We start from the raw sequence: 25,566 nt of genomic DNA on the forward strand, positions 1-25,566 counted from the left end.
ACTGTGCTTGGCGGCGAACTCAGCTGGAGGTATTTTTCAATCGTGCCGTGCGGTCGTACCTCGTTTTAGTCCAGCTGTCAGTGGTCATCCAATAATCCCCACTTGTGGGGGGCGGACGATTTCTTGGATTACCGCTGACAGCCATTGCACGCAATGCCAGCGGCTTGCCTTTGACCATCACTCAGGGTGGTTTATGTCAACGACACTCCGGTCAAACAGGAGGCAGCCCAGTTGGCTGCGGGCGTGACAAATACATCCATAGCACGCGAGTCGATTCAATACTTCAAAGACGGGTGTGGCAATGACGGCACCATCGTGGGCTTGGTCGACGTGACGAAATACAAGGCCTGGGTGTCAGACATCGGCGTGACTTTTGATTCGACACCGGCTGCCCCCAAGGGATGCGTGCTCAAAAATTAATCAATTCAACTCCATATGAACACATTGAGACGACAGATTTTTGGGTTGCCGGTGGCTGTTTTTATTGGCGCGACGTCAGGATGCCGTGCGATGGATGTTGGTGCTGGCGGGCCCGGGATGATGCTAGTTTACGGGAGCGTTATCGACGGCAAACGGGTATCGATTAAAAAAGCGAACCTTCCTGATGGGCGCTCGTTCCCTCAACCTGGTGGCATAGGGGGCAGCTTTAAAGGAGGGCAAACTTGGTTAAATGGAGGCATAGATGCCACCATGGCCACCTCAGGCGACCACCGCGAGCTGCCTGAGTGGGTAGATTTTGAGTGGTCTGAGCCGCCATACCCCGAGGACCCAAACATGAGTTTGGAAGCGTACAGAGCACTGCCGCGTCAGAAGCAGCGCCTGGAAATCAAGCGGCGCATACCTCCTGCTGTCGTTGAAGAAGCCATCGCCTCCAAGCGTGTTGCCCAGCCTGGAAAAGTGGCGGACAAGACGCTGTGGATCTACATCTTCTGGACACCTGATGGCATGAAGATGCGATGGGCCATGCGTGACAGAGCCACCGGCGGGCCGTTCGGAGAGATCGTGCGTGAGGGGGGCGACGACTTGGATCGCTACAACCTGAAGTGACCAGTCTCTGGCTGGCGACGGCGTTGGTTGTGCCTGCTGGTGACCCAGCAGAACCCATGGCCAGCGCATCAGCAAGCCGGCGGGAGCCACGCCAGGACTGCCCGCCCAACTCGACGAGACACCTGGTGCTCAACGCTCAAAATGTCGCACATCGGCGACAATGCCGGGTTGTTGAATTGGCACGGGGCTCGTCAGCCCCTCAAACACATGAGCAGTCACACCCCAGGCCACGGCCTGCACACCTACACCCTGAGCGACTTCGACTTCGACCTGCCCGAAGACCTGATCGCCCAGGAGCCCGCCGCCGAACGCACCGCCTCGCGCCTGCTCGATGGCACCGGCGCCCAACCGGTCGACCGTATCTTCAAAGACCTGCCCTCGCTGCTGCGCCGCGGTGACCTGCTGGTGTTCAACAACACCCGCGTCATCAAGGCACGCCTGTTCGGCCAGAAGGCCACGGGCGGTGCGGTGGAGGCCCTGGTCGAGCGCGTGCTGCCCGGCCATGAGGTGCTGGCCCACATGCGCGCCAGCAAATCGCCCAAGGTGGGCAGCACCGTGCGTTTTGCCGACGCGTTTGACGCCGAGGTGATCGCCCGCACGGGCCCCGACGGTGGCATGTTCCACCTGCGCTTCAGCGGCGACCCGCTGGCCCTGCTGGACGCCCACGGCCATGTGCCGCTGCCGCCCTACATCACGCACGCCGACACAGCCGATGACGAACGCCGCTACCAGACCGTGTTCGCCAAGCACCCGGGTGCCGTGGCCGCACCCACCGCCGCCCTGCACTTCGACGACGCGCTGCTGCAGCAGCTGGCTGACCAGGGCGTGGACCGCGCCGAAGTGACCCTGCACGTGGGCGCAGGCACCTTCCAGCCGGTGCGCACCGACAACCTGGCCGAGCACAAGATGCACAGCGAGTGGTTCGAAGTGCCCGAGGCCACCGTGCAGGCCATTCGCCGCACCCGCGCCGCAGGCGGCCGCGTGGTGGTGGTGGGCACGACCACGCTGCGGGCGCTGGAATCGGCCGCCCTGGGCGCTGCACCGGCCGACATCCTGCAGGCCGGCAGCCGCGACACCGACATCTTCATCACCCCAGGGTTTGAGCTGAAGGTGGTCGATGTGCTGATCACCAACTTCCACCTGCCCAAGAGCACCTTGATGATGCTGGTCAGCGCGCTGGCAGGCTACGAGCACATCCGGGCGCTGTATGCCCATGCCATCGCACAACGCTACCGCTTCTTCAGCTATGGCGACGCCATGCTGATCCAGCGCGCCCCTCGCTGAGCCCACCATGCGCACCGTGCGGCAAGGCGCATGCCTGTTCCTGCTGTGGGCCCTGTGCGGCCTGCTGCCGGTCCAGGCTGCGCAGGCGGGCACGCAATGGCTCACCCAGGCCTGGTTCGCGCCCGGCGCCTGCAGCCAGGCCGTCGTCACCACCCAGGTGGATTTGCCCGATCTGTGGTCCACACGCGGCCAGCATGCCCTCGCACGGGGCTGCTATCGCTGGCAACTCGAGCTGGCACAGGCGCCCACTCAGGCCTGGGCCCTGCGCTTTGACCGCCTGCCGTCCATCCACCGCATCAAAGTCAACGGCCTGGTGCTCCTGGATCATTTCCGGGCCGACGGGCTGAACACCACCATCAACCCACTGCCCACGCTGATCGACATCCCACCCAGCATGCTGCAGGCCGGGATCAACCAGATCGAAATCGAGTTGCTGCCCGCGCCCTTCCGGCAGCCCGGCATCAGTGCGGTGCAGGTGGGCCCCATGCAGGCGGTGCGCCCTGGATTCGAGCGCTGGCGGTTCTGGACGGTGGATGTGCCGCACAGCGTCAACCTGAGTGTGGCGGGCATGGCCGTGTTCATGCTGCTGGCCTGGCAGGCCCGCAAGCGCGACCTGGTGTTCGCCTTCATCGGTGGGCTGATGGCCGTGATGGGCCTGCGCAATGCCGTGTACTTCGTGGCCGAAACGGTGTGGCCCGACCCCATCGTCGACTGGCTGTACTTCACGGCCCAGGTGCTCACGGCCTGGTGCCTGGCCGGGTTCGGTCTGAGCTACGCGCGCTTCGACATGCGGCGCGTGGTCTGGCCCATGCGCGCCCTGGTGCTGGGCCTTCCTCTGGCCGGCCTGGCGTCGATCGGCTCAGGGCAGATGCACAACCTGCGACTGGTGGTGTACCCGCTGCTGATCCTGGGCAGCACCGCAGTGGTGGCCCTGGTGGTGCGCATGGCTTTGCAGCGACCGAAGCTGGAGGCCACGGCCATGATCGTGGGGCCTGTGGCCACGCTGGCCAGCGCGGCACACGACTACCTGATGATCGCAGGGCTGCTGGCGGCCGACGAACTGCGGTGGATGCCCTACACCACGCCGGCCATCTTTGTGGGCTATGCGCTGGTGCTGCTGCGCAAGTTCGTGGGTGACATGGCCGAGGCCGAAGACGCGAAGGCCCAGCTGGAGCAGCGTGTGGCTGAGCGCACCCGCGCACTGGAAATCGCCAACCAGTCCAAAACCCGGTTCCTGGCCGCAGCCAGCCACGACCTGCGCCAGCCCACGGCGGCCATCGGCCTGCTGGTCACGCTGCTGCGTCAGCAGAATGGTCTGCAAGGCGAAGCACGCCACCACATCAACATGCTGGACGAGGCCGTGGCCTCGATGGAATCGCTGCTGGTGGGCCTGCTCGACATCTCGCGGCTCGATGCCGGGGCAGTGAAACCCCAGTTCCAGCCGGTGTCGGTGCACGAGCTGTTCCAGGCCGTGCGCGTGCATGAACAAAGCGCCGCCGAGCTCAAGGGCCTGCGCCTGCGGTTCAGACAACCGGCCCGCATGGGCCATGTCATGGTCACCACCGACGCCATGCTGGTGCACAGCGTGCTGCGCAACCTGGTGTCCAACGCGATCCGCTACACCAGCCGCGGTGGCGTGCTGGTGGCCGCCCGCCGAAAAGGTCGCAGGCGCCTGCGGATCGAGGTGTGGGACACGGGCATCGGCATCCCCAAAGACCAGCTCGATCGCATCTTCGAAGAGTTCTACCAGGTCGACAACGCCTCGCGTGATCGCACCCGCGGCATCGGTCTGGGCCTGGCCATCGTGCAGCGCACCGCTGGCCTGCTGGGCGAACAGGTGAGCGTGCGCTCTGTGCCTGGCAAGGGCTCGGTGTTCCGCTTCGACCTGCCCCTGCACCAGGCCCCGAATCCCCACCAGGCACCCGCCGCCGCCCCTGAGCAACCCCTGCGTGGCGTGACCCTGTGGCTGGTCGAAGACGACGCCCTGTTGCGTCGCGCCCTGACCGAACTGTTGCAACGCTGGGGGGCCCAGGTGCAAGCCTGGGGTGACGCCGAAGCCTTGCAAGGCGACATCAGCCTGATGATGTCCAGTCCGCACCTGGGCCCTCTGCCCCAGGTGCTGATCAGCGACTACCGCCTGCCGGGCATCAACGGCCTGCAGTTGTGCGAGTCGGTACGGGCCCAGCTGGCCATGCACGGCCACCTCGTCAATGCACTCATCATCTCGGGTGACACCGACCCCACCGAAATCGGGCGCCTGAGCCAGTCGGGCCAGGCGGTGCTGGCCAAACCTTTCCGCAGCGAGCGCCTGCTCGAACGCCTGCTGCCCCTGATCCACGCCGCGCCTGCCGGGCGCACCAACGCTCACTGAACCATGCTTCAATTCGACCTGCTCAAGACCGAAGGCCACGCGCGCCGCGGCCGACTCACGCTGAACCACGGTGTGGTCGAGACCCCCATCTTCATGCCTGTGGGCACCTACGGCACCGTCAAGGGCGTGATGCCTCGCTCGCTGGAAGAGATGGGCGCCCAGATCATCCTGGGCAACACCTTCCACCTGTGGATGCGCCCCGGCCTGGACATCATGAAACAGTTCGGCGGCCTGCACAAATTCGAGAACTGGCACAAGCCCATCCTGACCGACTCGGGCGGCTTCCAGGTGTGGTCGCTGGGCGAAATGCGCAAGATCAGCGAAGAAGGCGTGCGCTTTGCCTCGCCCGTCAATGGCGACAAGCTGTTCCTCACGCCCGAGATCAGCATGCAGATCCAGACCGTGCTGAACTCGGACATCGTCATGCAGTTCGACGAATGCACGCCCTACTGGAAAGGCGACAAGAGCCTGGGCCACATCACCACCGAAAAGGAAGCCCGCGCCTCGATGGAACTCAGCCTGCGCTGGGCCAAGCGTTGCATCACCGAGTTCCAGCGCCTGGAGAACCCCAATGCGCTGTTCGGCATCGTGCAGGGCGGCATGTTCGAGCATCTGCGCGAAGAATCGCTGGCAGGCCTGGTCGACCTGGACCTTCCCGGCTATGCCATCGGTGGCGTGAGTGTGGGCGAGCCCAAGGACGAAATGATGCGGGTGATGAACTTCATCAGCCCCAAGCTGCCCACCCACAAGCCGCGCTACCTGATGGGCGTGGGCACGCCCGAAGACCTGGTGGCCGGCGTGGCCGCCGGTGTGGACATGTTCGACTGCGTGATGCCCACGCGCAATGCGCGCAACGGCCACCTGTTCACCCGATTCGGTGACCTGCGCCTGCGCAATGCGCGCAACAAGTCAGACGAGCGCCCCATTGACGAAACCTGCAGCTGCTACACCTGCCAGAACTTCAGCCGCGCCTACCTGCACCACCTCGACCGTTGCGGCGAGATGCTGGGCCCCATGCTGACCACCATCCACAACCTGCACTACTACCTGAACCTGATGAAGGAAGTGCGTCAGTCGCTGGACGAAGGCCGCTTTGCCGCCTTCCAGGCGCAGTTCGCGGCGGACCGCGCCCGCGGCGCCTGAGCGCTTTACCAGAAGACCCAGTTGCCCGTCAGCACCACCCACACGCCGAGCACCCCATTGGTGACGGCGTGGGCCACGATGGGCGCCCACAGCTTGCCGGTGCGCTGGTACAGCCAGGCGTAGGCCAGGCCGGCCACGATGGCGGCCAGCCACAGGGTGTGGGCCGTGGCAAAGGCCAGCGTGGACAGCGCCAAGGCCTTGAACGACACCGTGCGCGGCGACACCTTCTGGAAGTCGGGGTTGTCGATCCAGCGCATCAGGAACGAGCGCCAGAACAGTTCTTCCATCACAGGCACCATCAGGGCCGCGCCCACCCAGCGCACGGCGATCAGACCCCACTGCAATTGCCCGTCGGCATCGACCGGGCGGAAGCTGGCCGTGGCTTCGCCCACGGTCAGCCAGGGGTGATCGAGGTGGATCCACAAGACGAACACCACCACCCCCACCGCCACCGACAACACCGTTTCGCGCAGGGTCAGCCAATGGGCCCGGATCAGTTCTTCGTACTGCTTCCAGAACCACCACATGGCGCCAGACACAGCAAGCACCGAGACGCCATACACCCAGCGGGCATCGAGCCCTGCCATGGGTGACTCGGCCAACTGACCGCGCGCGGCCAGCAGCACCATGAACAGGACGAACGGCAGGCAGCGCGCCAAGGCTGCAGGGCTGATGAAAGAGTTCATGGCGCGGTTCTACCATGGGGGGCAAATCCCCCTCCACCCTCTGTTCAGAGGGCGGTGCGGGCGCGCCACAGCGCCGCAAAGGCCAGACCATGCAGGGCCACGGTCACGCCCAGCACCTCGCCCAGGTTCAGACCGGCGGCCTGCAAGGCCCCGGCCAATGCGGCACACAGCACCATCGACACGGCATTGAGCACGTTGTTGGCCGCCACCACACGGGCCCGCGTGGCGGGTGAGGCCAGGGCCTGCATGCGCGCATACAGCGGCACGCTGAACAGGCCCACCCCCATCGACATGCACCAGACGCCCAACACCGACCTCCAGAACGCCTCTTGCGTCAGGGCCCGCTGCAGGGTGAACAAAGGCTGCCCCGCCAGCGAGGGCTGCTGCTGCATCAGCCAGGCTTGCCAGGCGATGTCGCCACCGAACACAGCCATCAACAGGGCGCCTGCCGCCACCACCCACCGGGTGCCAAAACGGTGGGCCAGGGCTTCGCAACAAAGGGCACCGAAGGCAATGCCCACCGACACCACCGCCAGCAGGGCCGAGGCCACGCTGGCTTCGGCGTGGTACACCTCACGCGTGAGCGCAGGAAACAGCATCATGTAGGTGGCCCCGAAGAACCACATCCACGAAATGCCCAGAATGGCCGGCAAAGCCCCTTGCGCATTCGCGGCCTGAACCTGCCGCCAAGACTGCACCAGCGGGTTGTAGCGCACCTGCAGATCCGGCTGCGCCGCAGGAGTCTCGGGCACCTTGGCCGCGGCCCATCGGCCCAGCAGGGCCAGGCCCAGCACGGCCAGCACCACGGCCCACCACTGCTCGGCCACGGCACCGCCCACCAGGGTGCCCAGCAAGATGGCCGTGAACAGGCCCATCTCCATCAGGCCATTGCCCCCCACCAGTTCGGGGCCGGTCAGGTGGCGCGGCATGTAGGCGTACTTCACGGTGGCGAACCAGGTCACGTGCACACCCGACAGCAGCACGCAGGCCACCAGGGCCACCGGTTCCTGCGCCCACACGGCCCACGCGGCCAGCCCCATCATCAGCACCTCGGCGCTCTTGCCCAGGCGGGTCAGCGCATCCAGCGGGTGCTTGTCGGCCAGCATGCCGAACCAGGCCGACAGCAGCAGGCTGGGCACCGTGAACAGGGCGCCCAGCAAGGGGCCCACCTGTTCGGGCGGCAGCCAGGGCACCGTCAGCTGATAGGTCAGCATCAGGGTGATGGCGAACTTGAGCAGGTTGTCGTTGAAGGTGCCCAGGAAGCACACCCAGTAGAACGGGGCATAACGCGGCTGACGCATCAGCGCGAACTGGGAAGCAGGGGCGGTGCTCATGGCAAGACGATGGCAAGGTCAGGGCATGGGTTGGTCCAGCAGGGCCTGCACGCGCCCTTGCAAGACCTCGGGGGTGACATCGGCCGCCGGCAGGGGCTCACCCACCACCACGCCCACCGGGTTGAATGCGCCGCGGCGGAAAGGCTTGCGCATGGCCACGCCGTCCACCCGGGAGAAGAACGAGCCCCACAGGTTGTGCAGCGCCGCCGGCACCACCGGCACGGGGTGCGTCTCCAGGATCTTCATGATGCCGCCCTTGAACGGCGCCATCTGCCCGTCACGCGTGATGCCGCCTTCGGGGAACAGGCACAGCAGGTCGCCATCGACCAGCACCTGGCGGGCCCGCACGAAGGCCTGTTCGTAGGCCACAGGGTCTTCCTTCTGGGGCGCGATCGGAATGGCCTTGCACAGCCGGAAGAACCAGCCCAGCCAGGGGTTCTGGAAGATGCGGTGGTCCATGATGAACACCATGGGGCGCGGGCTGATCACGCCCAGGATCACGGCGTCCACGAAACTCACGTGGTTGCACACCACGATGGCGGCCCCGTCGGTGGGGATGTGCATGTCACCCCTCACCCGCAAGCGATACACGCAGCGGGTCACGAACAGCATCACCAGGCGAACGATGTATTCGGGCATGAGCCAGAACACATAGCCCACCACCAGCACGTTCAGCACGGCCGTGGCGCCGAAGACCTCGGGGATGCTGAAACCTGCGCCGAGCATGGCGCCGGCCAACAGGCTGCTGACGATCATGAACAGCGCGTTGAGGATGTTGTTGGCCGCGATGATGCGGGCCCGGTGGCTGGGCTGCGCCCGCAGCTGGATCAGGGCGTACATGGGCACGCTGTACAAGCCGGCACTGAAGGCCAGCAAGGCCAGGTCGGCCATGACGCGCCAGTGCGCATGCTCGGCCACAAAAGTGCTCACGGTGAAACGCTCGCCCCCCGAGAACGGAGGCAGGGCAGACGCCGCCAGGTACAGGTCGAAGGCGAACACCGACATGCCCACCGCCCCGATGGGCACCAGGCCGATTTCGACATGCCGACGCGAAAAGGTTTCGCAAAGCAGCGAACCGATGGCGATGCCGACCGAAAAGACCACCAGCAACAAGGACGCCACCTGCTCGTTGCCATGCAGCACATCGCGTGCGAACGACGGGAACTGGGCCAGGAACACCGCGCCAAAGAACCACATCCAGGAGATGCCCAGCAGGGAGCGGAACACACTGGGGTACTGCCAGGCCAGCTTCAGGTTGCGCCAGGTCTCGGACACCGGGTTCCAGTTGAGCCGCAGGCCCGGGTCGGATGAAGGCGACGCAGGGATGGCGCGGGCCGACGCCCAACCAGCCAAGGCCACCCCCAGGCAAGAGGCCGCGACCCAATGCCCACCGACTTCTGGCATGCCCATCAGCAGGCCGCCCACCACATTGCCCAGCAGGATGGCCACGAAGGTGCCCATCTCCACCAGGCCATTGCCCCCGGTCAGTTCATGTTCGCGCAAGTGCTGCGGCAGGTACGCATACTTCACGGGCCCGAAGAACGTGGAGTGCAACCCCATCAGGAACACACAGCCCAACAGCAAGGGCACCGCGCTGAACCAGAAGCCCAACGCTGCCAGCGCCATGATCGCGACCTCCATGAGCTTGACGCTGCGCATGATGAAGGCCTTGTCGTACTTGTCTGCCCACTGCCCGGCCATGGCTGAAAACAGCACAAAGGGCAGGATGAACAAGGCACCGATCACCAGACCGGCCATTTGGGGTGCCAACCAGCTCACCTGAAGTTGATAGGTCACCAGCACGGTGAACGCGAACTTGAACAGGTTGTCGTTGGCCGCGCCCAGAAACTGGGCCAGGAAGAAGGGCAGGAAACGCCGCTGCCTCAACAGGCTGAACTGCCCTGCATGGGCCTCCGATTCATTCACCACAAGCATCCTCCGTCATTTGAGCCACGATTGGACCTCAAAACCTGCTTGGCCAGCCCTCACCGCACCACCCACTCGGCCTCAGCCAGCCCGCTTTGTTGCAACCAGGTGAAGACGGAATCGACGGTCACGGTCTGAATGCGCCCGCTGTAGCGCAGTTCATTGGGGTGGTCGTCGAAGGCCACGTTGGCCATCGTCATTCTGGCGCCCAATCGGCTCCACATCGACACACGAAGCTCGCTGGGCCGATACCCTGCCTGCTTCAGCCAGCGCTGCGCCGAAGCCCGGTCGGTCACATCGGGGGACATCACCGAGGCGATCAACTCGATGGCCCACTGGTTGCTCTGCTGGTAACGCACAGCCCAGGGATGAGCAACCATGCTGTAGGCCCGGGTGTGCAGATGCGTGCGACTGCCTGGATCTCGCAGCACCGGCATCAGGCGCTGCTGCAGCAACGGAGACGGCACCACCACCGCCGCCACATGCTCGTAGGGCGTGTCCAGGAAGAAATCACCCACACCTTGCCGGTAGATCGCCGACTGGGCCGAGCCACAGTCGTTAAGCTTGTGCAGGACGCGCCAGCCGTCGGGCGCCTTGTACGCCAAGCCCAGGTGCGAATAGCGCAAGCCATGTGCGCGCAGGTCTTGCCCAGCACGCGCCAGCACCACCACCTGCGCACCACTGGCGTCGAGCTGTTTCACGGTGCGCTCGGCCAGGCCCAGGCCTTGCTGCACCGCAGCCACTGTCGGGCGCTCTGCCTGGCAGCCACGCCCCGCATGAGCAGCAGGCAGCGCACACGCCAGTGCGATGACCCAGGTCACACACCCAGCATGCTTCCAGGCACTGCGGCTCATCGCTGCACCTCTTCATGGTGCAGCAGTGCACGGCCCAGGGCATTGGGCACCAGCGCGATCACCTCGCCCGCGGTGCTGACCACCCAGCCTGCCGACACCGCGGTGACCATCAGCGTGGTGCCCACGGCCACCGACGCCACGCCGGCAGACGAAGCCGCCCACCGCACCGAGGTGCGAGCCCCGTCGCTGGCGCGCTCCAGCACCCAGACCACGCCTTCGGCCGTGGCCTGGATGGCCACCACCGAAAAGGCCGCCGTGCCGACCACCATCAGGCCTGAGGCACCCACAGACATCGCCACCGGCAGCACCGACAAGGCACTGGCCTCGGAAGGCTGCGGCGCGTGAGCCCTCGCAGTGTTGACACACAACATGCTCGCCAGTCCCACACTGAAGGCAGCGAACCAGGGCATCACCGATCGAGACATGCCCCCTCGAACAGCATTCATCGGAATCGTCATCACGGGCCTCCTCAGACCAGGTCAGGGTTGCGTTCGCTCATGCCAGAGGCATGAAGCGCATTCAGCGTTGCAGGCCGCTGAACACTGTCTTCGTGTGCATCACGGAGGGTCTTGGCCAAGGTGAAAGCCTGCGCCACCATGAACAACCAGCACACCATCAGGTAAGCCTTGTGGTCAGGGCTGATGGGCATGCTCCAAAGGCCCCAGGCGGTCAGGCACAAGGCCGAACAGAAACCTGCCCAGACCACCGCGCCCCACATCGGCACCTGCGCCACGCCAATGGCTTGATCGCGCACATGGCGGGACAGCACAAACACCGAAGACAGGCTGAAGACGTAGGCCATCAGCATGAAGGCGCGCTCGATCAAAGAGCCTGGCAGCCAGAACAAGCCCGTGGCACTGAGAAACGCCGCCAGCGCAAAAGACACCCAGACCTGGATGCGCCAGCCTCGGGTGTCACGGCGAGCCAAAGGTGAACCATTCGTCGAGTTCATGGGGAACTCCGTTGTTGAACATGCGGCCGATTGTGTGGAGACGACCCGTCACAAGCAACAGAACAATACGAAGTTCCACTTCCATGCACTTCTGGTATCGTTTTTCGATACCGCATAGAGGAATGCACCATGAGCAGCAGCGACGCACTGATCCAGGCCCTGAAGGGCGAACTCAAGGCCGCGGGCATGACTTACGCTGGTCTGGCCATCGCACTGGGCCTGGCCGAATCCAGCATCAAGCGCATCTTCGCCAAGGGCGACATGCCGCTGTCTCGCATCGATGACATCTGCCGGGTTCTGAAGATCGACTTCGCTGACCTGGCGCGGCAGGTGGCCGAGGCCCAACCCCTGCGGCGCGAACTGACATTGGCGCAGGAAAAGGCCGTGGTCAAAGACAAGCGACTGTTGCTCGTGGCCACCTGCTGCCTGAGCCAGTGGACCTTCGAACAGATCGTGGCCACCTACCGCCTGACCGAGGCCGAATGCATCGCCTGCCTGACCCAGCTCGATCGGCTGGGGGTGATCCGGCTCAAACCGCTGAACCGCTATCAGTTGCAGTTGTCCAAAACATTCCGATGGCGCCCGCATGGGCCTGTGATGGCCTTCTTCCGCGAAGAGGTGGCCCCCGAGTACCTGTCAGGCGGCTTTGGCGGGGAAGACGAACTGATGCTGCTGGTGCATGGCTCGCTCGCGCCGGAACATGCGCAATCGCTGCTGGAACGGCTGCATCGCACGGCCGAGGATTTCTCCCGGCAACATGCCCTCGACCAGCGATTGCCCGACCACCGCAAACTGCCCTATACACTGCTGATCGGCATGCGCTCGTGGTGGTACCAGGCCTTCGTGGACCTGCGCCGACAAGCACCCGGCGCCACGCGCTGACGCGCGTCAGCGCGCCGAAGGGCCCAGCACCTCGTCGTTGTCTTCGCCCAGCATGGGCCCGCGGCGGGTGATGGCCCCTGGCGTGCGGCTCAGCTTGGGGATGATGCCAGGCACCTCGACGGTCAGGCCATCGTGGGTGGTCACGGGCACGATCATCTCGCGGGCCCGGTAGTGGGGGTCTTCGGCGATGTCCTTGGCCGAGTAGATGCGGCCCACCGGCACGCTGGCGTCGTTGAGCACCTGCACCACGTGGTCCACCGGGTGCTGTGCCGTCCAGGCGCCAATGGCCTCGTCGATCTCGGCCACGCGCCGCACGCGGCCGGGGTTGTGGGCCAGTTCCGCATCGTTGGCCAGGTCATCGCGGCCGATGGCCTGCATCAGGCGCTTGAAAATCGAATCACCGTTGCCGCCGATCACCACCATGCCGTCGGCACACGGGTAGGCGTTGCTGGGCGCGATGCCAGGCAAGGCCGAACCGGCCGGCTGACGCACAGCCCCGAAGGCGCTGTACTCGGGCAGCAGGCTTTCCATGCAGTTGAACACGGCCTCGTACAGGGCCACATCGATCACCTGCCCCAGGCCCTTGGGTGCTTCAGGGCTGATGCTGCGCTGTCGGGCCTGCAAGGCCAGCAGCACGCCGATGGCGCCATGCAGGCCGGCCAGGGTGTCCCCCAGGCTCACACCCGCGCGCACCGGGGTGCGACCCGGCTCGGCGTTGAGGTAGCGCATGCCCCCCATGGCTTCGGCCACCACGGCGAACCCGGGGCGCTCACGGTAAGGGCCGGTCTGCCCGTAGCCGCTGATGCGCAGCATGATCAGGCCCGGGTTGGTCTGGCTCAGGGCCTCGTAGCCCATGCCCCATTTCTCGAGCGTGCCAGGTTTGAAGTTCTCGATGACCACATCGGCCTGGTCGATCAGTTCGCGCACGATGGCGCGGCCCGCTTCGGTGCGCAGGTCGAGCGTGACGCTTTTCTTGTTGCGGCTCTGGAACTGCCACCACACGCTCAGGCCGTTGTGCAGCATGCGCCACTGACGCAGCGGGTCGCCGCCTGCAGTGCCATCGGCCGCGGGCGGTTCGATCTTGATGACCTCGGCCCCGAAATCGGCCAGGGTCTTGCCGGCGAAAGGCCCTGCGATCAGTTGCCCCAGTTCAATGACCTTGAGGCCTTCGAGGGCCTGTGGCGCCAATGCTGGCGTGTGCGTGGGTTGCGTCATGGGGCAGCATGTTAGCGGCTTGCCCCAGGCATTGCCTGGCGACTTTGATCAGGCCGATCGGGCCCGACGCACAGCGGCGATGCCGACCAGGCCCATGGCCATCATGACCCAGGAACTGGCTTCCGGAACCAGCACCGGCTGAACAGACGTGCTGGTGGTGGCTCCACCAAAATCGACCGTCCAGTACGTGCGGTAACTGCTGTTGGCCGTGCCATTGACCAGGCCCACCCCTGCCACCTTGTAAGCATCACCCAGGATGTTGGCTCGGTGGCCAGGGCTGTTCATCCAGCCTGCGACCACAGCCTCCGGTGTGGCGTAGCCTGCGGCAATGATTTCACCCAGAGAGGTGTTGGCGCTGTAGTAGCCCCTCACACGCGTTGCAAACGAAGTGCCGTTGCAACTGTCATGAGAAAAGCAATTGTTGGCTGCCATGTCCAGCGAGTGCGCGTCAGCGGCCGCTTGCAGGCTGGTGTCTTGCCACAAAGCTTGCAGGCCAGCGAGCATGCGCTGGGCATTGATCAGCTCCAGCACCTTGGCCTCGAATGCTTCGGTGCCATCGGAAGCCCATGCCACGGGGCTGGCTACCATCACCAAGGCGAGTGTGGACTTGCGAACCCAGACAAAAGAGGAAAGAGACGAACGAGTCAAGGCAGCCTCCCAGGTATTTTTCAGATGGCTTCCATGCTAGCAAAAACCCTAGGCAGCAGATTCACTGGGCGCCAGAAACTGCCGACGGATCTGTTACGAAACCTATCTTGCTCAAACCCGCCTTGGAAGCATCGGCCAGGGTCTCGGCCACCAGCTTGTAGGCCACAGCCTGGTCTGCACGCAGGTGGATCTCTGGCTGCACCGGCTTGCGGCCCTCTTCGGCAAAGCGCGCGGCGGCTTCATCACGCCCGATGGCCTGGCCGTTCCAGTAGCGCACACCAGCGGCGTCGATCGAAAAATCGATCTTCTCGGCCTTGACCGTCACGGGCTGGGCCGACGCCTTGGGCAGCTCCAGCTTGACCGAATGGCTCAGCAGCGGAGCGGTCACGATGAAGATCACCAGCAGCACCAGCATGACGTCGATCAGCGGCACCATGTTGATCTCGGCCACCGGGGCCGACGATCCCTTGTTGTCAAAACTGGCAAAGGCCATGGGTCACCTCGGGTTCAGTTGCGGGTCTGGGTGTTGAGCGACACCACGGCAGCGCCCTTGGCCGCCTCACCCGACTTCATCGAGTGGCCGGTGCTCAGGAAGGTGAACAGCTCGAACGCGAAGGCGTCCAGACGGGCGCCCCACACGCGGTTGCTGCGGGTCAGCCAGTTGTAGGCCATCACGGCGGGGATGGCCACGGCCAGGCCCACGCCGGTCATGATCAGGGCCTCACCCACCGGGCCTGCCACCTTGTCCAGCGAGCCCGAGCCCGTGGCGCCGATGGCCAGCAGCGCGTGATACACGCCCCACACCGTGCCGAACAGGCCGACGAAAGGTGCCGTGGCGCCAATGGTGGCCAGCACCGTCAGGCCGCTTTCCATGCGCATGGTCTCTTCGTCCAGCACCTTCTTGATGGTGCGGGTCAGGAAGTCTTGCGCCGAACCGGCTTCTTCCAGCTTGGCCGCGCCATAACGGGCGTGGTGCGCCTGGGCGTTCATGGCATGGGCCGTGAGGTGCGCAAAGGGCTCCTGCACGCCGTGGGTCTGGATCTCCTGCTGCACGGCCTCGAGTGAGGTGGCGTTCCAGAAGAAATCGAGGAAGGCACGCGAGCGCTTCTGGCGCAGGTACAAGGCCACGCCGCGGGTGACGATCAGGCCCCACGAGATGATCGACATGACCACCAGGATGCCAAACAGGCCCTGGCCCACGGCATCGGTCTGGCTGATGAAATGCGCAAAGCCCAGTTCAGGCGCAGTGCTGACGGCACTGGCGGCCTGCACGGCCACGGGGGCCGACGCAGCGGCATCCAGCGCGGGCATCGAGGCGGCCGAGGCCGCAGAGGTCACGTCGTTCATGTCGTTCAATCCTGCAAGTCGTAAGTGATCGTGGCGGGCGCCCACACCGACCGGGGCACACCGTTTTCGAGATAAGGCTGGAAGCGGGCCTGGCGCATGGCCGACACCGCCGATTGGTCCAGTCGGGTGTAGCCCGACGATTGGGTGATCTGCACGTCCACAGCGCGCCCCTTTTCATCGACCAGCACCTTCAGGCTGACACGCCCGGACTCGCCCAGGCGGCGTGAGGTCTCGGGGTACACATGCTGAGGCGCCACCAGGTAGCGAACAGCCGAGGCCTGGATCTGCTTGGGAGGCTGCGGGGGCGGCGGCGGTGCGTCGGCCACAGGCGCAACCGGTGCCGCCACTGGCGCGGCCGCCTGCGCCACCGGCGCGGCCTCACGGGGAGCGTCCTGGCTGACAGGGGCAGGGGCAGGCACCGGCGGAGCCAGCCATGCCGCGGGCGAAGGCGCAGGACTGCGAGCCACCGTGACCGAAGGCGCAGCCACCGGCCGGGTCTTGACGGGCTCCGGGGCCGGCGCCGGGGTGGGCGCCACACGCTGGGGCGCCTCGGGCGCGATCATGGACACCATCAAGGGCGAGGTGTCCACCACCGCAGGCGGCTCGACCTGCCAGTGGGACCAGGCCCAGGCACCCAGGCCGTGCAGCACCAGCACGGAAGCGGCCAGCACCCCACGGTGCACAGGACGCAGATCAGAGGGCGCGTCCAGCGGCAGGCGAAGGCTGGGGTTGTGAAGCAAACGCGAGGACATGGCAGCAGTCTAGCACTTGTTGCAATTGCGAATCAATCTCATTTAATTATTTGATGCGGATCAAAAGAGCCAGGGCGCCAGATCACCCGTCATCGCCCGCAAGGGGGATGGGGCCCGACCCGACGACACCGGCCCAGTCGTGGGATGATCCTGCCCCACAGGCGAGGCTCACTTGCCACAGACACACACCAGGGCATCATGAACCTCGACACGCTGCTGGCCCCCGTGCCGGGCCCTTCGCCATGTGGCGAAGACATGACCTTCTCCCCAGAATTCGATCAGATCGCCGAATTGCGCAGGGAAGACGACCCCACGCTCGACCAGGGTGAATGGGTGACCACCCTGAAAGTAGCCGACTGGCCCGGTGTGGTCAATGCCACGCGCCAGTTGCTCAACGAACGCACCAAAGACCTCCGTCTGGCCATGTGGCTCACCGAGGGACTGATGCTGACGCGTGGCCTGCCGGGCCTGGCCCTGGGCCTGCAAACCTGCCAGCAACTGACCGATCGCTACTGGGCTGATCTGCACCCGCAAGCCGACGACGGCGACCAGGCACAGCGCGCCGGCAATGTGGCCTGGCTGCTGCAGCGCATGGTGCAACTGCTGCCCACCTTGCCCATCACCCGAGGGCGACAGGGCGGACGCCATGACCTGCGGGCCTGGCAACAGGCGCAGCGTCCGCCCGCCGGCGGCAACGAGCCCACTGGCAACGACAGGCTCACGGTCGAGCAGTTCATGCGTGCACTGCGCGACACCCCCCGCGACTGGCTGGCCGAACAACTCACCGGAGCCCGTGAGGCACAGGCCTCGCTGCTGGCCTGGCAGCACCTGATCGACGAGCACCTGGGAGCCGATGGTCCCAGCTTCGTGCCAGCCAAGGAGGCCCTGGCCACCTGGCTGGACGAGTTCGAACGCCTGGCCCGCGACATGGGCGTGGGCACAGACCCGGCAGCCGCCTCGGCTGTGGAAAGTCAGCCCTCCCCGGCCACTGCGGGTGACGCTGTCGGTGCGACGCCCTCGGCCTGGGACCTCGCGGCCCCAGGTGCTGGCGCCCGTGGCCCAGTGCCCGTGCAGTCGCGCGCCCAGGCACTGCAGCAGTTGCGTGAGGTGTCGGCCTTCTTCAAGCGCACCGAGCCGCACAGCCCCGTGGCCTACCTGGCCGACAAGGCCGTGGCCTGGGCAGAAATGCCGCTGCACGAGTGGCTGCGCCGCGTGGTGAAAGACCAGGGGTCGATGGCCCACCTGCAAGAGCTGCTGGGCATCGAGCCGGAAGCGCCGCCACCGTACTGACCGCGCCTCCGCGCACCGCCCTGTGGGGGGCCTTCCGCCCCGCACAGCCCGGGGTGGCGGCCACCGTCAGGGCAGCACCCTGAACTCGATGCGGCGGTTGCGGGCGCGCCCTTCCGGCGTGGCATTGGTGGCCACCGGTCGGTCAGGGCCGGCCCCCAGGGTGGTGATGGCATCGGCAGGCACCTGCCGAGCCACCAGCAGGTCTTTCACGGCTTGCGCTCGCTGCTGCGAGAGCGCCAGGTTGCCCGCACGGTGCCCGTCGGCATCGGTGTGGCCGATCACCTCGAACCGTTTGCCCTTGAGGCCCGCCAGGGCCAGGGCCATTTCGTCAACGATGGCCTGCCCACGGGGCGTGATCACCGCACTGCCCGCCTCGAATTCGACGATGCGATTGGCCAGGGCCTGATCGACCAGGTCCTGCGCGCGGCTGGCCACCTGCAATCCGTTGCGCACCGTGTACGTGGGGTTCAGTGAAGTGGCCATGTTGCTGGCCAGTTGCTGGCGCACGGCCTCGTTGCCCACCTCGCCCTGCAATTCGACCGTGTTGCCCCGGATGCTGAGTTGCCCCTTGCTGACCTGCTTGAGGTCGGCCAGCAGCAGTCGGTCGACATGCTCCTTCCATTGAGGCGGCGCCACCACCTGCCCCACACCGAGTTCGTCCACCACCCGCTGCGCGCCATACGCCGCGCGCACACGGCTCAGGATGGCCTGGCGCGTGCTTTCGTCCGGCACGGTGCCCCGCACCACCACCTGCCCGGCGCCCTGCACCTGGGCCGGCGCCCCTGGCGCAGCAGGTGCCTGGGCGGACGGCTGTACGGCCACCTGCGCCCCCACCTGCGCCCCCACTTGCGCCCACACAGGCCCGTGCCATGCGGCCGCCATGCCCATTCCCAAACATGCACGCAGCAGGCCCTGGCAGGCCAGCCGCACAGCCCCGCGACCTGCGCCCAGGCGAACGGATCGTCCCATGGCTCACACCCCCAGAAAGACTTCCTGGAAGGTTTCCAGGCATTGTTGCAAAGGCAGGTTCGGATCCTGCAGGTAGGTCGACAGCTTGCGCAGCCCCCAATCGGTGTTCACGTTGTCTTCCACCCATTCGGCGTCGGTCAGGCTCACGGCCTGGTCGGCATGGGTGCCGGGGTCGAGCACGGTCAACAAGCTGCCAGGGTGGGCCCCCTGGAACCCCAGCCACAGCTCGGGTGGCTCCTGCCCCCCCTGTGGCAGACACAAGGCCAGCTCGGCTGCGCCGCGGGTGAGAAAGCCCGCACACAGCGACATCCAGAAGCCCACCACTTCGGGCCGCAAGGCCGGGTCTCGGCACAAGGGCAAGCGCAGCATCCGACCCAGCCGGTGGGCCCCCTGACTGATCACCGGCTGCAGCAGCAGGCCCAGGGCCAGCAGGCTCTGGCGGAGGTCCAGCGCGTGTCCGGCCGCCTGCAGCATCTGCTGCAGGCTGGCCACCGTGTGGCGCGACAGGAACTCGCTCTGGCGGCTGAGCGCTTCGTCCACCGGCAAGCGTTGGGGCGCCTCCAGCTGCATCAAGGGCGCCAGCTCCTGAACTGGGTCATCAGGCGCGGCCGCATCGACCGCCCACTGACTGGAACGCCGCGTGGCGCGTGCGGCCATGCGGGCCAGGAACAACCACTCATCGGCCATCAGCACGCCGCACACCTCCAGCGTGGTGGCGGGGCTGGGCGACTGCAAGACACTGCACAGCATGAAGGGAAAGCGCCGACCCGATGCGTCCTGGCTGGCCTGCCAGTTCAGCAGCACGCCCGCATGCCCCTGCGTGCCGAGGATGGCGATGTCGATCGGGGGAGCCGCGTCGTACGTGATCTTCCAGCGCGGGTCGGCCGACAGGCGCTCCATGGCGCGGGTCATCCAGTCGTCCAGGCGCTGCTGCACGGCACGCTGGCCATCGCTGCGCACGAAATCGCCACGGCTGGGCACCTTGCCGAACCAGAGCCGGTCCGTGAGCTCCACTGGCAAAGGCGCTGCCGTGGTCTGCGTGCTGCGGCGACTGCCCCAGTTCAGGAGTCCGACGCGCTTCATCGCACAGTCTCCTGGGCCACGGTGCTGGTCGCGGCACCGGAGGCCGCATCCGGGGCGACACCGGCCACCACGGCAGGCAGCGCACCGCTGGGCCGACTGCCACCCTGTCCTGCAGCGGCCGACGCTGCAGGCGCGGCAGGCGCTGCCGCAGCGTTGGAAATGATGCGCAGCTGCACGGCCACGGCCAGGGCCCCCTGGGCCCACTTCAACTCGAACTGCTCGCCCTCCAGACGACGACGCTGGGCCGCGTTGATCATCTTCTCCAGCCCGAAGCGCCCTGGTTCGGCAAAGAACTCCAGCGTGCGGCCATCATGGGTGACTCCACTGATCCTGACCCCGGGCGTACCAGGCCCGGGCCAGACGAAATGGTTCCAGGCGGCCTGGCCGTTGCGGTGGCGCAGTTGCTGGCCATCGATGTCCAGGGTGTACTCGGTCAGGCCAGCCACCGGTTGCGGCAGGATCTGGAAGACCGTCTGCGGTTCAGGCGATGCGCCTGCGCCCCCTGCAGCGCCAGCACCGGCGCCTGAGCCCGCACCTTGCGGGGACACCCAGGTGGCCAGGCTGGCCGTGAACTCGGGCATCAGGCGCACACCCATGTCCGCCCAGGTGCGCGGCGAGAGCGTGTCGCCCCGGCGAATCACCAGCGGGCCCAGGGCCTGTTCCACGAACTTGGCCACCGCCCCTTCGCTGCCAAACACCTTGGCGATTTCGGCGGGCGAGGCCTCGACCTTGGCGCTGCGGTCGAAGGGGTACTTGCGGGCCAGCCCCTGCTGGTAGGGCTCGTACACCTGGGCCGCCCACACGCGGTTGATCTCTGCTTCGGTGGGGCGCACCAGCACACCGAAGGCCTGCATCAAGGGGCGCACCAGCAGGGGCCGCAGCACCTGCCGAGAGGCATCGGGCATGCCCGTGAGCATCTGCTCGTCGACCAGCTTGAGGGCATCGGCCAGTTCGGCCTGCCCCTCCAGGGTTTCGCGCATCAGCTGGCGCGAGGCCGGGCCCGGATCGCCCTGGGTCTTCATCTGGTTGAAACGGGTGCGCACCTTCGACAGCGACGCCAGGTAACCCTTCATCAGGGAGGGGCCGCTGTCGCGCGACATCATCAGCCGTGCCACGCCCTCGAACTCTTTGCCCACTGGGCCCATCGGAATTGCGGCCTGCGCGGTGTCGATCTGCAAGCGCACATCGACTGCCGAGGGCTTCATCTGCAAGATGGTCTGCTTGAACCAGGCCACAAAGCCCTGCTGCCCCTTGGCCAGGCGCTCATTGAGCAGCGACGGGTTGTCCCATGAAGTCTGGTCATACAGGGCTTCCATCAGGCGCCCCACCGGCGAGGCGGCCGGGTCACCCAGGCGGTTGAGGTGGGCCACGGCCTTGTCGAAACTGCCAAAATCCTGGACCACGATGCCCTGCATGAACTTCTGCCACTCGCGCACGTACTCGGTCTTGTAGAGCTGGGTGAGGGCTTTCTGGATCTGCTCGGGGCTGCCTTCGAGCGTGAGGTCGTCTCGGGCGTTGGTCTTGAGCACCCAGTCGGTGCTTTGTGTTTCGTTGTGGGCCGCCTGCGAGATGGCTTCCTTGACATAGCCCTGCCAGGCCTCACGGGTGAAGGCCCCGGAGATGGCATGGCTGCCGGCCACCAGCTCACGGTCTTGCTCAGCCACCAGGCGGGCCACGGTCATGGGCGCGTAGCGGGTGGCGGCACGCGCCTTGATCTCGGCGTAAATGCGCTCACGGGCGGGCATGCCCTTGACCACCTTGCGAAGGTTGTCGCGCGTGGTGTCGAGCAGTGCCAGGTTCAGGCTCTGCTGAGGGAACGCCGGGTCGGCCATGCGCGTGATGGCATGGGCCATGAGGCGCTCGGCCGACTGGATGAGCTGCTCGCGCGGCATGTTGCCGCGATTGGCCTCCAGCCAGCCACGCCAGAAGCGCGTGAGCTGGTCGCTCATGTGGCCGGGCTCCAGCCGCGCACGGTCACCCAGCATGAGGTAGGCCTTCAGGGCGTTGTAGGCCTCGGCCACGTTGGTGGCAGACGCCTGGGTGTAGGCGGTGGCCTGTGAGGGGGCGTGTGCGGAGGCAACCGCAGAAGCAGCAGAAACCGCGGAAGCGGCCGATGCGGCTGCGGCTGCGGCTGCGGGCCCGGCCAGGTGTGCGGTGCCATCGGCCTCCGGCGAGCGCTGCAAAGGCTGCAGCTGGTCGGCGTGGGCGTTGACGTCGGACAGGTAGGCGGCAATGGCCTGGGTGGTGGGCTCGAGCATCAGGGCCTGCAGGCCCTGGAAGTATTCGGCCTTCAGGTGGGCCTGGATGGCATCGCCCTGGTACAGGCCCAGGCCCAGCATGACCGGGTGCTGTTCGCGGTAGGCATCGAGCTGTTCGAGGCGGTCCTGCAAGATCAGCAACGCCTCCACGCGCGACTGCAGATCGACCTGCCCTTCCTGCAGGCGCTGTGCCTTGACCAGGTCGGCCTGCACATTGGCCACCAGCTGGCGGTTGCCCAGGTAGGACCAGGTCCAGGCCGACAGGGCCAGGCCCAGCACGGCCACGCCCGCCGCGAAACTGGCCAGGCGCCAGCGGGTGCGCGTGGGGTGGGTGTACTGCTGCACCAGTTGCCGGTCGGCAAAGATGACCCGCGAGAACAGCTCTTTCAGAAAGAAGCCGCTTTGCGCATACACCGAGGCAGACGTGCCCGGCTGCAACTGCAGGCCGAACTGCTGGGCCACGCGCTCGGAGGCGCGGCTGGTGGAGTGGCCCTCCTGCACAGCCGACGTGAAGTAGAAGCCACGGAAGATGGGGCGGAACTGGTACGGGTTCTCTTCGAACAGCGTAGCCAGGAAGGTGCGCAGGGCCGGCTTGAGTGCGGCAAACTCGAGCGGGAAGGTCAGCACACCGGGCGGCAGCTGCTCGCCGCGGTGCATGGACATGCGGGTGGTCGAGGCTTCCTTGAGGCCTTCGAACAGCACGTCGAAGTGCTGGTCGAAGCGGGCGACCACGTCGTGCTGCCCGGCGGCGTCGTAAGGCAGGGTGGCGCCCCACACGCGGTCGCGCTCGTCGCGGTCACGGTCTTCGAAAAACTCGGCGAAACCGGCGATCAGGTCGGCCTTGGTGAACACCACGTACACCGGCGCGAACACCTCCAGCTGCTCGGTGAGCTCCTGCACGCGCTGGCGCAGCTTGCGGGCCAGGGCGATGCCGAAGTCACTGGAATGCCCGCCCAGCTCGGCCAGGCTGGCCGCGATGATGATGCCGTTGATGGGTGCCTTGGGGCGGTGCTTCTTGAGCAGGTTCAGAAAGCCCAGCCACTCGCTGCGGTCTTCTTCGTGCACGGCATACCGGCCTGCGGTGTCGAGCAGGATGCCTTCGGTGGTGAAGAACCAGTCGCAGTGGCGGGTGCCGCCGATGCCCTGGATGACGTTGTCCTGGTTGTCGGCAAAGGGAAAGGTCAGGCCCGACTTGACCACGGCCGAGCTTTTGCCGGCGGCCGGGTTGCCGATCACCATGTACCAGGGCAGCTCATAAAGCGCTGCGGTGCCGCTGAGATGGCCCAGGCGCGAGCCTTTGATCAGCTTGACCGCCTCCTGCATGCGCTCGCGCAGTGCCGCGACTTCGTCACGTCGTTCGGGGGAGGCTTTCTGCAAGGCCTGCTCGCCCTGCTGGGCCATGGCGGCTTCGAGCGCAGCGCCCGCCCGGCGAGCCCGCCAGCGCTGCACACCCCACCACGCGCCCCACAGCACCAGGGCCACCAGCAGCACGCCCAGGGCCCACACCAGCCCCACCTGCAAGGCATTGGCGCCCAGCAGCAGGAAGGCGGCCAGGGCCGCCAGGCCGATCAGGGCCAGCACGGTCGGGTTGAGCAGCCATTGCCACATGCGTTGCAGGAACGAGTTCACTTCACTACCTCAGGTTCGGAAAGCGTGCGCAGGTGCAGCACCGTGCGACGCAGGGGGTCATGGACCAGGGCCACCGTGGTGGGGCCTGGCAAGCCAGCCGCCAGAGCCAGGCAGGCCAGGCCGCGCGCCAGGCCCAGGTCACCGCAGGCATCGCCCAGGCGCAGCACGTGCTGCATGGGGTCGAGGGCCGAGGCCCATTCGGTCAGGGCTTCGAAGACTTCGGCGGTGCGGCTGGCACGGTGGTCAGCGTCTGTCAGCAGCAGCTCGGCCGGCGACGGGGCCTGGGCCAGCAGGCCAAGCAACGTGCCCATGTGGGTGCGGCCGTGCAGGTCGGCCGAGCGCTCACGGCGAGCCTGCAGCACACCGTGCAAGGCTGGCACAGCCGACATGTCGCCGGCGTGATCGGCGGGGTGCTCGGCAGGCGCCTGATCGGACAGTGCCTGCTGCCATTCGGGTGTGCACAACCACACCGCCGCAGCGCCTTCGCCGGGGATGCGCCCAAGCTGGTGATGGGGCGTGAACAATTCGCCCTGGGCCTGCAGCTGGTCGATGTGGTCGGCGTCCAGCAGGCTGTCGGCCCCCACCACCCAGAGCGACTCGGGGCTGGGCCGGCGTGCCTGCAGGGCCCGCCAGTCGGCAAGGTGGCCCCACAGGCCATCGGCATCCGTCACGGGCCAGGGGGCTGCGTCAAGGCTGAGCAGGCCCTGGCCCACCGGCTGGCGCAGCCATTCAGGGGCCTCTGACAACACCGCGGTCACCGCCGCCTGCTGCCAGGCAGCCGGCCATGTGTCTGGCACCAACACCCTCAGAAACAGGCGCCCGCGCGGCCCATGTGGCCGGGCAGCAGGCCTCGCCACACCGGCCAGCCAGGTGGGCGTGCCGACAGCGGCCGGGTCAGGATCAGGCACCAGCCCCTTGGCATCGGGCGAAGCCCATCGCCAGGCTTGCAAGGCCTCGTCCACCTGCGACCAGATGGACCACGACAGGCCTTTCAGCAAGGCCTGGGTGCGGGCCACGCGACCTTCAGGTGGCCAGGGTGCATGCGCGGGGCCACCTGAATCCGTCCCATCGCGAGCCGGTGCCGATGACGGGCGTTCGTCGGAGGCCTCTGACGTCGGGGCGCATTCAAGGGACTCAACCCGTGCCGTGAACACGGGCAGGCCATCGAGGTCGGTGAGTTCGGGGTCGAGCGCAGGACGGCATTGGCCCTTGACCAGAGCTTCGGCCGCCTCAAGGGCGCCGAGATGTGCCAACGCACCGGGCAAGGTCAGGGCATGGCCGCACAGGGCCAGGGGCGGCAGGGGCCGCGCAGGTGGAGCTGACGCGGTGGCGGGCGAAGCGGCATGGGCAGCGCTGGACGTTGAACCGCTCCCCACGGCCGTTCCCGCCCCTGACGCGCCCGGCGCACCACCAACCGCGCCGCCACCGTCGCGCACGCGGCGCAGCAGCAACCACGCCACAGCGCCGGCCACGCACACCAGCGCGGGCGCCAGCAACAGGTGCAGCCACAGGTCACGGGCCTGCACGTCGGTGGCCTGCGTCTGCCATTGCCAGACGCTGAACAGCCAGAACAGCGCGAACACCCCGAGGGCGGCGAGCCCTCCACGCCACCACTGCGCCATCAGAGGTCCGTGCTGACGGCCTGCGAGGCGATCAGGGTGGCGCCGCAGGCGGTCTTGTCGCCATGGCGGGCCGCGGGCTGACCATCGATGATCATGGTGGGATCACCCGAGACGATCACGGTGGTGCCATGGCCTTTTTTCGGGCAGGTGACGGCATCGCCCACACGTGCAATGCGGCGGCCGCCGGTGTCGGTGGTGCCTGAGGCGCCCACCACGGTGCCGCCGTGGCTGGTGCTGTCGCCCAGGACGATGAACGGACGCCCCATCGCGTCGA

General features: G+C 66.6%; 23 protein-coding genes. 7 read left to right on the plus strand and 16 right to left on the minus strand.

Features of this window, described 5'->3' with window-relative positions:
- The first annotated feature begins 186 nt into the window (after positions 1-186).
- The 5 genes from EYS42_RS07170 (at position 187) to tgt (ending at position 5,845) form a co-directional block, all read left to right on the plus strand.
- Positions 187-420, plus strand: coding sequence for a hypothetical protein (locus tag EYS42_RS07170; RefSeq protein ID WP_130967179.1), 234 nt, complete (start codon positions 187-189; stop codon positions 418-420).
- A 15-nt stretch (positions 421-435) separates the two neighbouring features.
- Positions 436-1,047: a hypothetical protein gene (locus tag EYS42_RS07175; protein ID WP_130967181.1), complete on the plus strand. Its 612-nt coding sequence runs from the start codon at positions 436-438 to the stop codon at positions 1,045-1,047.
- A 207-nt stretch (positions 1,048-1,254) separates the two neighbouring features.
- Positions 1,255-2,331, plus strand: a complete 1,077-nt coding sequence (gene queA, locus EYS42_RS07180; protein WP_245503536.1) for a tRNA preQ1(34) S-adenosylmethionine ribosyltransferase-isomerase QueA — start codon at positions 1,255-1,257, stop codon at positions 2,329-2,331.
- 7 nt (positions 2,332-2,338) lie between these two features.
- Positions 2,339-4,702 carry an ATP-binding response regulator gene (locus EYS42_RS07185; protein WP_130967183.1) on the plus strand — a complete coding sequence of 788 codons (2,364 nt, stop codon included), beginning with the start codon at positions 2,339-2,341 and terminating at the stop codon, positions 4,700-4,702.
- Between the two features lie 3 nt (positions 4,703-4,705).
- Complete coding sequence (gene tgt / locus EYS42_RS07190) at positions 4,706-5,845, plus strand: tRNA guanosine(34) transglycosylase Tgt (protein WP_130967184.1); 1,140 nt, start codon at positions 4,706-4,708, stop codon at positions 5,843-5,845.
- A gap of 5 nt (positions 5,846-5,850) precedes the next feature.
- Here tgt and EYS42_RS07195 read toward each other — a convergent pair whose 3' ends face one another.
- From EYS42_RS07195 to EYS42_RS07220, 6 genes are read right to left on the minus strand one after another with little or no spacing between them, the layout of a single operon-like run.
- Positions 5,851-6,531, minus strand: coding sequence for a CAAX prenyl protease-related protein (locus EYS42_RS07195; protein WP_130967186.1), 681 nt, complete (start codon positions 6,529-6,531; stop codon positions 5,851-5,853).
- Between the two features lie 44 nt (positions 6,532-6,575).
- On the minus strand, positions 6,576-7,865 hold the full coding sequence (locus EYS42_RS07200) for an MFS transporter (RefSeq protein ID WP_130967188.1): 1,290 nt from the start codon (positions 7,863-7,865) through the stop codon (positions 6,576-6,578).
- An 18-nt stretch (positions 7,866-7,883) separates the two neighbouring features.
- Positions 7,884-9,800 carry an MFS transporter gene (locus EYS42_RS07205; protein ID WP_130967190.1) on the minus strand — a complete coding sequence of 639 codons (1,917 nt, stop codon included), beginning with the start codon at positions 9,798-9,800 and terminating at the stop codon, positions 7,884-7,886.
- A 50-nt stretch (positions 9,801-9,850) separates the two neighbouring features.
- Positions 9,851-10,645 carry a DUF2145 domain-containing protein gene (locus tag EYS42_RS07210; RefSeq protein ID WP_130967192.1) on the minus strand — a complete coding sequence of 265 codons (795 nt, stop codon included), beginning with the start codon at positions 10,643-10,645 and terminating at the stop codon, positions 9,851-9,853.
- Entirely contained in the window at positions 10,642-11,070 is a 429-nt protein-coding gene (locus EYS42_RS07215; protein ID WP_165456659.1) for a hypothetical protein, read from the minus strand. The genes EYS42_RS07210 and EYS42_RS07215 overlap by 4 nt, the downstream gene beginning before the upstream one ends.
- A gap of 44 nt (positions 11,071-11,114) precedes the next feature.
- Entirely contained in the window at positions 11,115-11,597 is a 483-nt protein-coding gene (locus EYS42_RS07220; RefSeq protein WP_130967196.1) for a YiaA/YiaB family inner membrane protein, read from the minus strand.
- A gap of 129 nt (positions 11,598-11,726) precedes the next feature.
- On the opposite strand from EYS42_RS07220, the gene EYS42_RS07225 reads away from it, so the two are divergent.
- Entirely contained in the window at positions 11,727-12,479 is a 753-nt protein-coding gene (locus tag EYS42_RS07225; RefSeq protein WP_130967198.1) for a helix-turn-helix domain-containing protein, read from the plus strand.
- A gap of 6 nt (positions 12,480-12,485) precedes the next feature.
- Here the strand turns inward: EYS42_RS07225 and EYS42_RS07230 are convergent, their stop codons facing one another.
- The 5 genes from EYS42_RS07230 to EYS42_RS07250 all read right to left on the minus strand — a co-directional run bounded on the left by EYS42_RS07230 (position 12,486) and on the right by EYS42_RS07250 (position 16,441).
- Positions 12,486-13,694 (minus strand): CaiB/BaiF CoA transferase family protein, encoded by a 1,209-nt coding sequence (locus tag EYS42_RS07230; RefSeq protein WP_130967200.1) that lies wholly within the window; start codon positions 13,692-13,694, stop codon positions 12,486-12,488.
- Between the two features lie 48 nt (positions 13,695-13,742).
- Positions 13,743-14,267 (minus strand): CAP domain-containing protein, encoded by a 525-nt coding sequence (locus EYS42_RS07235; RefSeq protein ID WP_165456660.1) that lies wholly within the window; start codon positions 14,265-14,267, stop codon positions 13,743-13,745.
- Between the two features lie 136 nt (positions 14,268-14,403).
- Positions 14,404-14,835 carry an ExbD/TolR family protein gene (locus tag EYS42_RS07240; RefSeq protein WP_130967204.1) on the minus strand — a complete coding sequence of 144 codons (432 nt, stop codon included), beginning with the start codon at positions 14,833-14,835 and terminating at the stop codon, positions 14,404-14,406.
- 14 nt (positions 14,836-14,849) lie between these two features.
- Entirely contained in the window at positions 14,850-15,689 is an 840-nt protein-coding gene (locus EYS42_RS07245; protein ID WP_165456661.1) for a MotA/TolQ/ExbB proton channel family protein, read from the minus strand.
- 5 nt (positions 15,690-15,694) lie between these two features.
- The gene (locus EYS42_RS07250; protein ID WP_130967206.1) at positions 15,695-16,441 is read right to left on the minus strand and encodes an energy transducer TonB; all 747 of its coding nucleotides are present in this window, start codon (positions 16,439-16,441) and stop codon (positions 15,695-15,697) included.
- Positions 16,442-16,639: 198 nt separating this feature from the next.
- Between EYS42_RS07250 and tssA the strand changes: the two genes are divergently transcribed.
- Positions 16,640-17,731 (plus strand): type VI secretion system protein TssA, encoded by a 1,092-nt coding sequence (tssA, locus tag EYS42_RS07255; RefSeq protein WP_165456662.1) that lies wholly within the window; start codon positions 16,640-16,642, stop codon positions 17,729-17,731.
- A gap of 66 nt (positions 17,732-17,797) precedes the next feature.
- Here the strand turns inward: tssA and EYS42_RS07260 are convergent, their stop codons facing one another.
- The 5 genes from EYS42_RS07260 to EYS42_RS07280 are packed head-to-tail and all read right to left on the minus strand — an operon-like array spanning position 17,798 to position 25,558.
- Positions 17,798-18,700: an OmpA family protein gene (locus tag EYS42_RS07260; RefSeq protein ID WP_207301121.1), complete on the minus strand. Its 903-nt coding sequence runs from the start codon at positions 18,698-18,700 to the stop codon at positions 17,798-17,800.
- Positions 18,701-18,703: 3 nt separating this feature from the next.
- Complete coding sequence (gene tagF / locus EYS42_RS07265; RefSeq protein ID WP_130967209.1) at positions 18,704-19,783, minus strand: type VI secretion system-associated protein TagF; 1,080 nt, start codon at positions 19,781-19,783, stop codon at positions 18,704-18,706.
- Positions 19,780-23,658 carry a type VI secretion system membrane subunit TssM gene (gene tssM / locus EYS42_RS07270; protein ID WP_425358877.1) on the minus strand — a complete coding sequence of 1,293 codons (3,879 nt, stop codon included), beginning with the start codon at positions 23,656-23,658 and terminating at the stop codon, positions 19,780-19,782. Before tssM ends, tagF begins: the two co-directional genes overlap by 4 nt.
- An 8-nt stretch (positions 23,659-23,666) precedes the next feature.
- Positions 23,667-25,292: a hypothetical protein gene (locus EYS42_RS07275; RefSeq protein ID WP_130967211.1), complete on the minus strand. Its 1,626-nt coding sequence runs from the start codon at positions 25,290-25,292 to the stop codon at positions 23,667-23,669.
- Positions 25,292-25,558 carry a PAAR domain-containing protein gene (locus EYS42_RS07280; RefSeq protein WP_130967213.1) on the minus strand — a complete coding sequence of 89 codons (267 nt, stop codon included), beginning with the start codon at positions 25,556-25,558 and terminating at the stop codon, positions 25,292-25,294. The genes EYS42_RS07275 and EYS42_RS07280 overlap by 1 nt, the downstream gene beginning before the upstream one ends.
- Positions 25,559-25,566: the final 8 nt, after the last annotated feature.

Origin of the sequence: Aquabacterium lacunae (assembly GCF_004310865.1) — a bacterium.
In the GTDB taxonomy this organism is placed as follows: domain Bacteria; phylum Pseudomonadota; class Gammaproteobacteria; order Burkholderiales; family Burkholderiaceae_C; genus Aquabacterium; species Aquabacterium lacunae.